The 13760-nt window shown below is 36.6% G+C and carries 16 protein-coding genes; 15 read left to right on the top strand and 1 reads right to left on the bottom strand.

Annotated features, from left to right (window positions below; all coding sequences use genetic code 11):
• Nucleotides 1-429, top strand: a 429-nt coding sequence (locus WBN20_RS08230) for an energy transducer TonB (protein ID WP_424281333.1), incomplete at its 5' end; no start/stop codon positions are given.
• Nucleotides 430-494: 65 nt separating this feature from the next.
• On the opposite strand, the gene WBN20_RS08225 is transcribed toward WBN20_RS08230, so the two are convergent.
• Entirely contained in the window at nt 495-1403 is a 909-nt protein-coding gene (locus WBN20_RS08225; protein ID WP_424281332.1) for an MBL fold metallo-hydrolase, read from the bottom strand.
• Nucleotides 1404-1544: 141 nt separating this feature from the next.
• Between WBN20_RS08225 and cyoE the strand changes: the two genes are divergently transcribed.
• The 14 genes from cyoE to WBN20_RS08155 all read left to right on the top strand — a co-directional run.
• On the top strand, nt 1545-2444 hold the full coding sequence (gene cyoE / locus WBN20_RS08220) for a heme o synthase (RefSeq protein WP_424275659.1): 900 nt from the start codon (nt 1545-1547) through the stop codon (nt 2442-2444).
• A 5-nt stretch (nt 2445-2449) separates the two neighbouring features.
• Nucleotides 2450-3031, top strand: a complete 582-nt coding sequence (locus WBN20_RS08215; RefSeq protein ID WP_424281331.1) for a cytochrome c oxidase subunit 3 — start codon at nt 2450-2452, stop codon at nt 3029-3031.
• A gap of 99 nt (nt 3032-3130) precedes the next feature.
• Entirely contained in the window at nt 3131-4105 is a 975-nt protein-coding gene (locus WBN20_RS08210) for a cytochrome c oxidase subunit 3 (RefSeq protein WP_424274639.1), read from the top strand.
• A gap of 56 nt (nt 4106-4161) precedes the next feature.
• Nucleotides 4162-4545: a cytochrome C oxidase subunit IV family protein gene (locus WBN20_RS08205; protein WP_424273303.1), complete on the top strand. Its 384-nt coding sequence runs from the start codon at nt 4162-4164 to the stop codon at nt 4543-4545.
• A gap of 73 nt (nt 4546-4618) precedes the next feature.
• Nucleotides 4619-5251 (top strand): hypothetical protein, encoded by a 633-nt coding sequence (locus WBN20_RS08200; RefSeq protein WP_424281330.1) that lies wholly within the window; start codon nt 4619-4621, stop codon nt 5249-5251.
• On the top strand, nt 5251-5976 hold the full coding sequence (locus WBN20_RS08195; protein WP_424281329.1) for an SCO family protein: 726 nt from the start codon (nt 5251-5253) through the stop codon (nt 5974-5976). Before WBN20_RS08200 ends, WBN20_RS08195 begins: the two co-directional genes overlap by 1 nt.
• Nucleotides 5969-6508 carry a DUF420 domain-containing protein gene (locus WBN20_RS08190; protein WP_424281328.1) on the top strand — a complete coding sequence of 180 codons (540 nt, stop codon included), beginning with the start codon at nt 5969-5971 and terminating at the stop codon, nt 6506-6508. The genes WBN20_RS08195 and WBN20_RS08190 overlap by 8 nt, the downstream gene beginning before the upstream one ends.
• A gap of 44 nt (nt 6509-6552) precedes the next feature.
• Nucleotides 6553-6765, top strand: a complete 213-nt coding sequence (locus WBN20_RS08185; RefSeq protein WP_424271043.1) for a hypothetical protein — start codon at nt 6553-6555, stop codon at nt 6763-6765.
• Nucleotides 6766-6876: 111 nt separating this feature from the next.
• Nucleotides 6877-8121 (top strand): ABC transporter permease, encoded by a 1245-nt coding sequence (locus WBN20_RS08180; protein ID WP_424281327.1) that lies wholly within the window; start codon nt 6877-6879, stop codon nt 8119-8121.
• 12 nt (nt 8122-8133) lie between these two features.
• On the top strand, nt 8134-9393 hold the full coding sequence (locus tag WBN20_RS08175) for an ABC transporter permease (protein ID WP_424274642.1): 1260 nt from the start codon (nt 8134-8136) through the stop codon (nt 9391-9393).
• Between the two features lie 32 nt (nt 9394-9425).
• Nucleotides 9426-10538, top strand: a complete 1113-nt coding sequence (locus tag WBN20_RS08170) for an efflux RND transporter periplasmic adaptor subunit (protein WP_424274643.1) — start codon at nt 9426-9428, stop codon at nt 10536-10538.
• A 93-nt stretch (nt 10539-10631) separates the two neighbouring features.
• Nucleotides 10632-11333, top strand: a complete 702-nt coding sequence (locus tag WBN20_RS08165; RefSeq protein ID WP_424273166.1) for an ABC transporter ATP-binding protein — start codon at nt 10632-10634, stop codon at nt 11331-11333.
• On the top strand, nt 11326-12558 hold the full coding sequence (locus tag WBN20_RS08160) for an ABC transporter permease (protein WP_424281326.1): 1233 nt from the start codon (nt 11326-11328) through the stop codon (nt 12556-12558). Before WBN20_RS08165 ends, WBN20_RS08160 begins: the two co-directional genes overlap by 8 nt.
• A partial coding sequence (locus tag WBN20_RS08155; protein ID WP_424281325.1) for an ABC transporter permease occupies nt 12551-13760 on the top strand: 1210 nt, incomplete at its 3' end. The genes WBN20_RS08160 and WBN20_RS08155, both read left to right, overlap by 8 nt.

Below are 13760 nucleotides of genomic sequence, written 5' to 3'. Positions count from 1 at the left end.
GTTATTGAATCAACGGAGACGAGCCAGGAAGAAGAGGTTATAGAAGTTGAGGATGTTGACGTTGATGAGATGGAAGAAGACGTGGATGTTCCGTTTGCAGTAATTGAAGATGTGCCAATATTTCCTGGTTGTGAAGGAGCCAGCGATAAAAGAGCATGTTTTAATGAAATGATGCAAAAACATATTCGTAAAAACTTCCGTTATCCGGAAATTGCTCAGGAAATGGGTGTGCAGGGAAGAGTAAATGTTATGTTTACCATTCAAAAAGATGGTAGTATTGGGAATATCAGATATAGAGGCCCAGATAAAAATTTGGAGGCTGAAGCATTGCGTATTATTGAAAAACTTCCTAAAATGACTCCTGGGAAGCAAAGAGGAAGAGCGGTTAGGGTACCTTTTAGTATTCCAATTACTTTTAAACTACAATAAATAGAAAATTTAAAAATATATTTAAACCCTGACCAGGCAATGGCAGGGTTTTTTTCATTTCTAAATTATTCGCCTTTTAAACTTTTATAGAAGGTCTCCCGCATAACTTCTGGCTTAATAAACCCAGTACCATAAGTACTATCATAAGCCGCACTAATGCTGTTGTCTGTTTTTACTTCTTCAAGACTTTTCCCAGCCTCAATAGCAGCCAGAATACTTGTCTTTACATCTTCTAACATACTAACATAAATTTCGAGCTCTTTTTTTGTGGAAGGCCTGCCATGACCCGGAATTATCTTTGTCTCATCTCCTATTACCAATAGTGCTTTTTTATGAGCATCAATAAAACCCTGTAAACTACCGCCGCTATTCAGGTCAATATAGGGATATCTTCCGGCAAAATAAGTATCTCCCATATGTATAACGTCGTTATTTACGAAATAGACCATTGCATCGCCATCTGTGTGGGCATTATGAACATGAAATGCCATGATAGTCTCATCTTCGTCATAAAAGCTTATGTCTTCCGAAAAGGTAACTTCCGGCAACATTTTATCGTAATACTCCTGGGTAATCTTTTTATCCTCTAATTTTTTTTGCTGACCGGTCATAACTCGTTTTCGCACATTGTTATGCGCTACCAGAGTTGTAAGGTCTGTATTAAAACTTGCATTACCTCCCGTATGGTCGCCGTGCATATGTGTATTAAAAAGAAATGCAATGGGCTTATTTGTAAGTGATTTAATTGCAGCTTTTATTTTATCACTCAAACGATCAAATTGGTCATCAATCATAAAGACATTCTTCTGGCCTATATAAATACCTATGTTACCACCCTGCCCTGTTAGCATATAAACATCGTCTGAAAGTTTATCAATGCTAATAACCACTTCCTTATCTTGTGCAGATAAGAATGAAATACAAAATGATGAAATGAAGATCAGAAGCTGAACTTTAATTTTATAAAGTGCCATAGATTTATATATTTAGTAGTGAGTACTTTAAAGATAACATAAACAAACATAATTCGTTGCAGGAAAATTTAATGGGTCTTATCTTTGCCACCTCATAAAAGCGAACACATTAATTCGCTTTCTATATTTTAAGGATTTCAAATGAAGACGGCTGTTGGAACGGCAAAAAATACAAAAAGTGTATTGACTTTTGCTGATTTTAAGGAGATTACCAAATCGAGACTCGCGCTTAGCGTGGTCTTTTCGTCTTTAGCCGGCTATCTTTTAGGGGCCTATGAGGTAAACCCTTTATCACTTCTTTTGTTGGCATTTGGGGGTTACTGCATGGTAGGTGCGTCAAATGCTTTTAATCAGGTTATTGAAAAGGACCTCGATGCTCTGATGAATAGGACGAGGAACAGGCCCATTCCGGCGGGTAGGATGACCAGTAATAAAGCTATGACCCTGGCCATACTAATGACAATTTTGGGCCTGGTTAGTCTTTATATACTAAATCCTAAAACGGCTATGTTCGGGGCCATATCAATATTCATTTATACTAGTGTTTATACGCCTTTAAAAACAAAAACACCTTTATCTGTCTTTGTTGGCGCAATTCCTGGAGCAATTCCATTTATGCTGGGCTGGGTTGCTGCCACGAATAACTTCGGAATAGAACCAGGAACGCTTTTCATGATTCAATTTTTCTGGCAATTCCCTCACTTTTGGGCGCTTGCCTGGATGCTGGATGAAGATTATCAAAAAGGGGGTTTTAAAATGTTACCTACAGGTAAAAAGGATAAGGGTACCGCAATTCAGATAATAATGTATACAATTTGGATGATAATCATCTCCGTAATTCCGGTTTTTGGAATAACCGGGAGATTACATTTATCCATTCCTGCCGCTATAATAATCCTTATAATGGGGTTGGTAATGTTGGTTTTTGGCGTTAGGTTATTTGAAAAAAGAGATAATAAATCGGCCAGAAAACTCATGTTAATAAGTGTGAGCTATATCACTCTTATGCAATTGGTTTATGTTATTGATAAATTTTTATAATTCATATGGATCTTACACAGGGGACAAATAAAGAAAAGAATGCCAGGGCAAAGAAAATGATGCTGTGGTTTGGAATAGCAAGTCTGCTAATGGGATTTGCGGGATGGACCAGCGCCTATATTGTTAGTAGTTCTCGTGCAGATTGGCTTAAAAGCTTTGAACTACCATCGGCTTTTTTGTATAGTACTGTTATTATCATACTTAGTAGTGGTACTTACATCCTGGCAAGTAAAGCAATTAAAACAAATAAAAGTAGCGAGGGCACTAAATGGTTGCTGCTAACACTGATACTCGGCATTGCATTTATTTTTATTCAGTTCTCCGGATTTTCACAACTGATTAACCAAGGTTACTATTTTACAGGTCCTACCAGTAATATTACAATGTCTTACATTTTTCTAATTGCAGCTGTGCATATTGTTCATGTCATTGCAGGAATTATTTCACTTTTAGTAGTATTGTATAATAACATTAAGAATAAATACTCCGATTCTAACACCTTGGGAGTTGAAATGGGGGCAACTTTTTGGCACTTTTTAGATCTTTTATGGGTTTATCTGATACTGTTCTTTTATTTTTTTACATGATAAATGAACACAAAATTTCATTTGTATCATAATTGGGCTTTTCTAGTGTTAAAAAAAATGTAAATTTGCCATTATTCTTATAACACGATATATTTGTTTATGGATTCTACGGTAGCAACGAGTACAGAAGAAAACGTTTGGGGGGGTGGAAACCGACCTTTGGGAGCAAGTTATGGAAAGCTAATGATGTGGTTTTTTTTAGTTTCCGATGCGTTGACATTTTCGGGATTTTTAGCCTCTTATGGTTTTTCCAGATTTAAGTTTATCGAAACTTGGCCAATAGCCGATGAAGTATTTACTCACGTACCATTCTTTCATGGAAATTTCCCAATGTACTATGTTGCATTTATGACATTTATCTTAATTATGTCATCGGTTACAATGGTACTTGCAGTTGATGCTGGTCATAAGATGATGAAGAATAAGGCCATTATCTATATGTTTCTTACCATTATCGGAGGCGCCATCTTTGTGGGCTCCCAGGCATGGGAATGGGCAACATTCATAAAAGGCGATTATGGTGCAATAGAAACAAAAGGTGGAAGAATATTGCAATTTGTTAAGGCAGACACCGGTGAAAGGGCTGCACTATCAGATTTTTCTAAAACATTGCCATCTGAGCGAGTTGATCACGAAAACAAAAATGGAGTATGGTTTTACCAGGGCGAATCGCTTCCGTCGTATACTGTTAATGAGGTAGTAGAAGGACTAAAATCAAACCCTAACATCCTGATAAGAACAGAAACCATAAATTCAGAAGGAGAAAAAACACTCTTGACCAGAGAAGAATCATTGACAAAAATCAAAGATTCTAAATTGGTGGTTGAAGGGGCCAATTTAGTGAGGAACGAATATGGAAGTCGACTTTTTGCGGATTTCTTTTTCTTTATTACTGGCTTTCATGGTTTTCACGTATTTTCAGGGGTAATTATCAATATCATTATTTTCTTTAATATTATCCTGGGGACTTATGAAAGAAGGGGTCATTATGAAATGGTTGAAAAAGTTGGACTTTATTGGCATTTTGTAGATTTAGTCTGGGTTTTCGTTTTTACCTTTTTCTATCTGGTTTAAAAAAAGAAGCGAAGAAGTATTAAAAGATTATCATATTTAAAATAACACAATTTAGAATGGCACACGCACACAAGCTGGAGATTTTTAGAGGACTAATAAAATTTAAATCCAACACTCAAAAAATATGGGGTGTTTTGATCTTTCTGACTATAGTTACCGCAATAGAAGTAGCATTAGGAATTTCGAAACCACATATTCTGGCGGCCAATACCTTTTTGGGAATGAAACTGCTAAATTGGATTTTTATAATCCTAACTTTGGTTAAGGCTTACTATATTGCCTGGGATTTTATGCATTTGCGTGATGAGAAAAGTTCATTGCGAAGGGCTATCGTATGGACACCAATTTTTTTGGTAGCCTATCTTATTTTTATACTCTTGTTCGAAGCCGATTATATTTATACTGTGTTTAAAGATGGCTACGTAACTTGGAATTTCTAACAAGGAATTAACAGCACTTAAAGACGGTATAACAGCCGTCTTTTTTATTTTTGTAATGTCTAAACAATGACCAATGAAAAAGACATTCGTCTTAGTGGTTCTTTTTATCTTGCCACTGGTTGCCTATTTATTTTTTGCCTCAGGGGTAAATAATTTTGGCAAACTCCCTCTACTACCCGAGGGGGTTTTGGATATTCCTGAAAATATTGATAAAATTACCTTCGAGAATAAGATAACTGTTTTGGGTTTTTTGGGAAATAAGGTTGAACTTAAAAAAGGCAATACATTTAATCTGAATCAAAAAATATATAAACCATTCTATGAGTTTAATGACTTCCAAATGGTGATGATTATGCCAATCGGAACTACGGAGAAAGTGGAGGAATTAAAGTCGGAACTTGGCAATTTGGTAGATATTAAGAATTGGAAATTTATATTTATTGAAGATGAAGAAATCAGGGCCATATTTAATTCACTAAAAACAAATCTCAGGCTTGACGAAAACTTAGGCACCGATTATGTTTTTATAATTGACAAGAATAAAAATCTCAGGGGCAGAACAGACGATGAAGAGGAGGACACTAAGTATGGCTTTAACGCAACCTCTGTTGCAGAACTTAACAATAAAATGGAGGATGATGTAAAAATTATTTTAGCGGAGTATCGCATGGCACTTAAGAAGAACAATGCAGATAGAAAGAATTAATGAGAAATAAATACACTTATGTCTGGGTATCACTTGTTGTCCTGGTTTTTGGGATCATTTTTATTCCAAAAATTATTGAGCGCATAAAGACAGGTACCATTACACAACATGATCGTATAAATCTTGCTGGTAATGATGAATCTCCTGGTTTTATCTATTTGAATAATGAGAAAAGACAGGTTCCAAATTTTTCATTTCTAAATCAGGATAGTCTTTTAATTTCTCAAAAAGATTACGAAGGAAAGGTTTATATAGTTGAGTTTTTCTTCACAACTTGTCCTTCAATTTGTCCTGTTATGAATTCTAATCTGGTTGAAATCCAGGAAGAATTCAGGGATTTTGATGATTTTGGTGTAGCCTCGTTTACAATTAACCCGGAATATGATACTCCAAGAGTATTGAAAGAGTATGCCGAAAAATATGGTATAAATGATATGGATTGGCACCTGATGACGGGAGATCGTCAGGAAATCTACGACCTTGCAAACAATGGCTTCAATATTTTTGCTGCAGAAAATTCAGAAGTCCCTGGCGGATTTGAACATTCTGGCTTATTTGCATTGGTAGATAAAAATGGATATCTCCGCTCAAGAGCTGATGATTTTGGAAACCCAATTATTTATTACCGGGGAACAATTAGCGAGTCTCAGGGAGAAAATGATGAGGGAGAAAAGCAAGAGATTAGTATTTTAAAGGAAGACATAAAAAAACTTCTAAGTGAATAAACTAAACAAAACTCCAAAGGAGCGGAAGTTCAACAGAATAATTACCATAATATCAATTTTGGTTCCTTTGGTGGTAGCCGTTTTATTTGGTGTTAAAATTCCAAATTCTGAACCTTTAACATATCTGCCTCCTATTTACGCTTCGATAAATGGAGCTACGGCAGTCTTGCTTATTTATGCCGTTTGGGCTATTAAGAACGGTAAAAGAGTTTTGCATCAGAATATAATGAGCGCTTGTATTATCCTTTCTATACTTTTCTTACTTATGTATATTGCTTATCATATGACTGCAGATTCTACATCTTATGGAGGTGTTGGTGCTATTAAGTATGCTTATTATTTTATTCTTGTTTCGCATATAATTTTATCCATTGTTATAATACCGCTTGTTCTCAAGACTTATGTCCGGGCATACTTAAAAGATTTTAAACGGCACCGTCAACTTGCCAGATTTACATTCCCTATCTGGCTATATGTGGCCGTTACCGGAGTTATTGTTTATTTAATGATTTCACCATATTATGAATACTAAAAATTTGTATTTTATTTAATACCTAAATAGAAAAATATAATAGATTGAAAATTAAAAGCCTTATACTCGTAATTGTATTCTTTGTATTACCAAGACTATCAATAGCTCAATGCGCAATGTGCAGGGCAGTTCTGGAAAGTCAGGACGACAATTCTATGGCTGAGGGGATTAATAATGGGATTGTTTACCTAATGGCACTTCCTTACATTTTGTTGGGCGTTCTTTTTTACCTGGTTTACAGGAAAATGAGGTCATAAGATTAAAGGTTCAATTTTAACACTATTTTACAGTTCCAAGTGTAACAATTCCTTATTCTGGAAGTCTTATTTAATAGAAGTTATAACATCAATCATTAATCAACCAACTCCATGTTCGATCTCGAAAGATGGCAGGAAATTTTTGACACGATCCGTAAAAACAAATTGCGGACCTTCCTTACCGGGCTATCCGTAGCCTCAGGAATTTTTATACTCGTAATTTTATTGGGTTTTGGTCAGGGTATGCAAAACGGTATTGCCCATGAATTTGAAGAAGATGCGGCTACCAGTGTGTGGGTATGGCCAGGGGTTACATCCAAAGAATTTAAAGGACTTAATCCGGGTAGGAGTATCCAACTGAAAAATGAAAATTATGCATCTTCCTTGGCCTTGTTTGGAGATGAAATTGAATACAAATCGCCTAGGGTATTTGTCCGAAATGTATCGGTAAATTACGGAAAAGAGGCTTTGGTTTATGGGATACAAGGCGTTTCCTACGATTTTCAGTTTATCGAAAATGCAAAAATGTCTGAAGGGAGATTTTTAAATTACCAGGATGAAGTAAATACGGCTAAGGTTGCTATTATAGGAAATAAAATTAAGCAGGATGTATTTAAGGACGTGGAAACCCCTTTGGGTGAGTACATAAATATATCTGGGGTATTATTTAAAATTGTTGGGATCTATTCCGAGAGAGAGGACAGGGAAGAAGAGCGCATCTATATCCCTATAACTACTGCACAGCGAGTATTTAACGGAGGAGACCGAATTAATAATATGAGCTACACCATGCCAATAATGGAAAATTTTGACGAGGCTGTGGTTCAGGCTGTAGCTTTTAAGGAAAATTTACAGGCACACCTGCAGCAGGTTCATACAGTAGCACCCGAAGATACCGGCGCAATACAGGTATGGAGTGCCTTGGAAGAAGCGAAACGCTATTATAGTCTTACAGGAAATATTAAATTCTTTTTCTGGTTTGTAGGAATCTGCACAATCATTGCAGGGGTAGTGGGTGTAAGTAACATTATGCTGATTGTTGTAAAGGAAAGAACAAGAGAAATAGGGATAAGAAAAGCATTAGGTGCTAAGCCCTGGTATATCGTAGGAATGATTTTGCATGAATCTATTTTTGTAACAGCCATTTCAGGCTTTGCAGGACTTATTTTTAGTATGGGACTTTTGGAAATAGTAGGACCATATATAGAAGTAGATTACATTCTAAACCCTTCAGTTAATTTTAATGTTGCCATTTCTACTGTTATGGTTCTGATTTTTGCAGGAGCAGTTGCAGGGTTTTTCCCTGCATGGAGGGCGGCGAGTATTCATACTATCGACGCCTTAAGAGACGAATAATATATTGAGAATATGTTTAATCGAGATCGCTGGAAAGAAATTTTAGAAGTACTAACCACTAATTGGTTCAGAACTCTGCTTACCGCTTTTGGCGTTTTCTGGGGCATACTCATATTAATTATCTTACTTTCTGCAGGTAAAGGCCTGGAAAATGGTATAAAAGCAGATTTTGGAGATATTGCTACAAATACCATGTTTATGTGGACACGCAGTACCACAAAGGCGCATATGGGCTTGCCTATTGGAAGAAGATTTAGATTTAAGGTAGAAGATGTAAAGAGCATACGTGATAATATTCCCAATCTGCGGTTTATATCACCCCGAAACCAATTAGGTGGCTTCGGGAATGACAATAATGTGGTAAGAGGGCTAAATACCGGAGCATATAACGTATATGGCGACTATCCTGAGATAATTAACCAGGATCCCATGAGCATTACAGAAGGACGTTTTATAAATCAGAATGATATTCAGGAAAAACGGAAAATAGCAATTATTGGAGCCGGAGTTAGAAATGAGCTTTATGATAAAGGAGAAGAAGTAATGGGAAGCTATATTAAGATTCAGGGGGTGAATTTTATGGTAGTGGGTACCTATAAGAAGAAGAGTAGTGATGGTGATGGAGAAGAGGCGCAAAAAGAAATATATGTGCCCTTTACTTCTTTTTCTCAGGCATTTAATATGGGTAATGACGTAGGTTGGATGGCTATTACAGCCCATGATGGAACCTCTATTTCGAGCATCAAAGAAGATATTGTTAATTTAATGAAAACCAAACACAAAGTACATCCTGAAGATACCAGGGCAGTTGGTTATTTTGATTTATATGAACAGTATAACAGAGTAGAAAGCTTATTCGGAGCAATGAGCTTTATCGCTTATTTCGTGGGAATTTTAGTCTTATTATCCGGAATAATCGGAGTGAGTAATATTATGTTGATTGTAGTTAAGGAAAGGACCAAGGAAATAGGGATACGAAGGGCATTAGGTGAAGATCCCTGGTCTATTAAAAAGCAGATTCTTTTGGAGTCGATTTTTCTTACGATTATATCCGGAATGGCCGGAATTATTATTGGAGCTCTGTTTATTTATGGCGTTAATGCCTTATTAGATGCCAATGGCCCAGTGGATATGTTCCTGAATCCGAGCGTAAGCTTAGGTGTAGTTATTGTGGCCCTATTCATTCTGATATTGTCAGGATTACTTGCGGGTTTTATTCCCGCTCAAAGTGCTATAAAAGTAAAGCCAATAGATGCTTTACGAACAGAATAAATTTGAAACATCAATCATATAAACTATAAAAAATGAAAAAATCAGTAACGATTATCATTCTAATAGCCATTTTTTTGGCTTTCGGAGGTTCTATGTATTACCTCTATCAAAAGAATGAACAAGATCCAATTGTATACGAAACCGAAAAACCTTCTACCCAGACCATTATCAAAAAAACAGTGGCTACCGGCAGCATATTACCATTAGAAGAAGTCCTGATAAAACCCAATATTTCAGGCGTTATTGAGGAAATATTTGTCGAGGGGGGAGATTTCGTAAAATCTGGTGACTTACTGGCAAAGATAAAAGTTGTGCCAAACCTTAATGCACTTAATGATGCAAAAAATAGTATTGATGAGGCTAAAATTTCATTGGATGACCAAAGGCGAAATTTTGACAGGCAAAGTGGTCTTTTTAACAAAGGGGTAATCTCAAAAGTTGATCTGGAAAGAGCACAGGTAAGTTATGACCAGGCCAAACAATCCTATAGTGCAGCAAATAAAAGATATGATATTGTTAAAACTGGAACTACCAAAGGTTATGGTAATGCAGCAAACACCTTGATCAGGTCTACTGTTACCGGAATGGTTTTGGAAGTACCTGTGGAAGTAGGTAACCAGGTGATTGAAAGCAATAATTTTAATGAGGGAACCACTATTGCAGCTATTGCTGACGTAGATAAAATGATTTTTGAAGGAAAGGTAGATGAATCTGAGGTGGGAAAGATAAAGGAGGACCTGCCATTGGAAATTACTGTTGGAGCACTTGAAAATGTAACTTTTGACGCTATTTTGGATTATATAGCTCCTAAGGGTAATGAGGAAAATGGAGCAATTCAATTCGAAATTAAAGGAACGTTAAAGAAACAGGATTCAATCTTTATTAGGGCGGGTCTAAGTGCAAATGCATCAATAATACTGGATAGAGCTGATAGTGTTCTTTCCATAAAAGAAGCTCTGGTTCAATTTGACCCTGAAACCAAAAAACCATTTCTGGAAATCGCTACCGGGGATCAGCAATTCGAAAGAAGGGACATAGAATTGGGAATTAGCGATGGAATTTATGTAGAAGTGAAGTCTGGTCTGGAAAAAGAAGATGAGATAAAAGTATGGAACGAGGTGAAACCCGATGAGTTTGAAGGATAGCTTTTTAACAAAATATTTTGAAGATTATTTGTAACATTTTCTCAACTTACCTGTCCTATTAATGCATTTGAATAACTTAAGACACTAACCACCATGATTGAAATAAAAGATTTGCACAAATCCTATAAGATGGGTAGCAATGTACTGCATGTTTTAAAAGGGATAAATTTTACTGTTGAAGAAGGAGAATTGGTTGCAATTATGGGCTCATCCGGTTCGGGAAAGTCTACCCTCTTGAATATTCTTGGGATGCTTGATGTGGCTGATTCCGGAGAATACACTCTGGATGGCGTGCCAATAAAAAATCTCAACGAGACTAAAGCCGCCAATTACCGAAATAAATTTTTAGGATTTGTTTTTCAATCATTTAATCTAATCAATTATAAAAGTGCTCTGGAAAATGTTGCCTTGCCATTGTACTATCAGAGAGTACCCAGAAAGGAACGACAAGAAAGAGCGATGAAATATCTGGACCAGGTGGGCCTGAAGGAATGGGCTACTCATTTACCCAGTGAACTTTCAGGTGGGCAGAATCAAAGAGTCGCCATAGCCCGGGCCATGGCCTCAGAACCAAAGGTACTTCTCGCAGATGAACCTACAGGAGCCCTGGATAGCACTACCTCTTATGAAGTCATGGATTTAATTCAGAAAATTAACGACCAGGGAAATACAATTTTAGTGGTAACCCACGAAGATGATATAGCCCATATGTGTAAACGGATTGTTTACCTAAAAGACGGTGTTATTGTTGAAGATAAAAAAGTAAAGCAAGTAAGAGCATCAGCGTATGTTTAGCCGGGACACCTGGAACGAGATATTTGAAACTATTCAAAAAAATAAACTTAGGACCTTCCTTTCAGGTTTTACTGTGGCTCTTGGGATATTAATTTTTGTTTTTCTTTTTGGTCTGGGAAACGGACTAATTAACACCTTCGACAAATTTTTCAAGGAAGACGCCACCAATGTTCTTTACTTATTTCCCGGAAAAACTACTCTCCCGTATAAAGGATATAAATCATCGAGGCGAATTGAATTTGAAAATAGCGATCTCGCCGACATTAAAAAAAACTTTCCAATGTTTTTGGAATATATAACCCCCAGGATTTCAAGAAACAAGTTAGTGAAATTCAAGGAAGAATCCGACAATTATAATGTTACCGGGGTAGATTGGGGCCATCAATTTGCTGAGAAGACAATTATTATGAAAGGCCGGTACCTCAATGTGGAGGATGTTAAAAAGAAAACAAAACATGCAGTGATAGGACGTTTGGTGGAACAGGACCTATTTGGATCTAAAAATGCGATTGGTAAATATTTGGACGTTGGAGGAAGTGTTTTTAAAATTATTGGCGTTTTCCAGGACGATGGAGGTGATAGGGAAGAACGTGGAATATATATCCCTTATACTTCGCTTCAACTAATTGAAAAAAACACAGATAAAATAGACCAAATGGTTGTGGCCTTCAAACCAGAAATGGGATATATGGGCGCCATGGCTTTCGAACGTAGTTTGGATAAGTTCTTTAAAGACAAGAAATTCATAAATCCGGAAGATCAAAATGGAATTTTCATCAGAAACGTTGCAGATCAATTACAGCAAAATCAACAATTTGCACGGGTACTTCAAATTATAGTAGTTTTTGTGGCTTTTGGGACCATAATTGCAGGTATCATAGGTATAAGTAATATTATGGTCTTTGTGGTTAAGGAGCGTACTAAAGAACTGGGTATACGAAAAGCTTTGGGTGCCACTCCAAAAGCAGTTATCAGCACTATTTTATTGGAGTCGGTGTTTATTACAACCATATCTGGCTTTACGGGAATGCTAATTGGAATTGCACTCCTTAGTTCATTAGGAGAGAGTATGGCGGAAGACTATTTTATTACCAATCCATTTATTAATACGGGCGTGGCTATTTCTGCAACCCTACTTTTAATAATGTTTGGGGCAATTGCGGGCTATATTCCGGCTAAAAGGGCAGCTCGTATTAAACCTATAATAGCTTTACGAGATGAATAGTATTCGTTTTCTATTTGATAAAAATACCTGGCAGGAAATTTTCGGATCTATCGGAAAGAATAAAACCAGGACTATAATTACTGTTATAGGTGTCTTATGGGGTATTTTTATCTATATCGCTCTTGCAGGGGCCGCAAAAGGGATGGACAACGGTTTTGAAAAAAACTTTGAAACGGTAGCCAAAAATAGTATCTGGGCCTGGTCTCAAAGCACGAGTATGCCTTACGCAGGTTTTAAAACAGGAAGAATAATAAGGATAAAAGTGGATGATGCTCAGGTCTTGAAAAATAGAATTCCTGAAATACAATATATAGCACCGGTAAATACAAAAGGAGCATTTGGAGGGGCGTCTGCGCTAACTGTAAGAGGGATTAAATCTAATAGTTATGCGGTATATGGCTACTTTCCGGAAATAGCAAAGATTGCTACCCAGAAGATTTATGATAATGGAAGATTTATTAACGATGAAGATATCGCTCAGGCTAGAAAAGTTTGTGTTATTGGAGATCGAACGCAACAGGAATTATTTGATAAGGATGAAGATCCTATAGGGGCTTATATTAGGGTAGAAAATATTTATTTTCAGGTAGTCGGCGTTCATAAATTCACTCAAACGACACAATTTGGAACAGACGGAGATATTTTTATTCCCTTTACTACTTTTAAAAAGCTTTACAATACAGGAGAGGAAGTTCAATTTTTTACAATAGCGGCATATGATGATGCCGATGTTATTCAGGTAGAAAAAGATATCAAAGCCGTTTTAAGAAGTATACATAAGGTGCACCCGGAAGATGAACGCGCATTTGGGGCCTTTAATCTTGGAGAAATATTTAATAAGATTATGGGCTTTGCCAACGGGATAACCTTTTTATCCTTAATTGTTGGAATTGCCACCATCCTGGCAGGAGTAATTGGAATTGGTAATATTCTGCTAATATCTGTTAAGGAACGAACTAAGGAATTGGGTATTCGCCGGGCATTAGGTGCAACCCCAAGGGAAGTGCGTTCTCTGATTATTTTAGAATCCGTATTTCTTACGATGATTGCCGGAATTGTAGGTATTATACTTGGGGCAGGGGTTTTAAGTTTGATCAATAACCTCACTGAGGATATTAATTTTCCGTATACGACTCCAACAGTTCCCATTCCGTATGTACTTGGGGCGTTAGCCATAATGATAATTTTGGGAACTCTAATAG

Source organism: Eudoraea sp. (genome assembly GCF_049665975.1).
In the GTDB taxonomy this organism is placed as follows: Bacteria; Bacteroidota; Bacteroidia; order Flavobacteriales; family Flavobacteriaceae; genus Eudoraea.
Note: the sequence above shows the minus strand (reverse complement) of the source record. Positions and strands in the feature narration are given on the sequence as shown.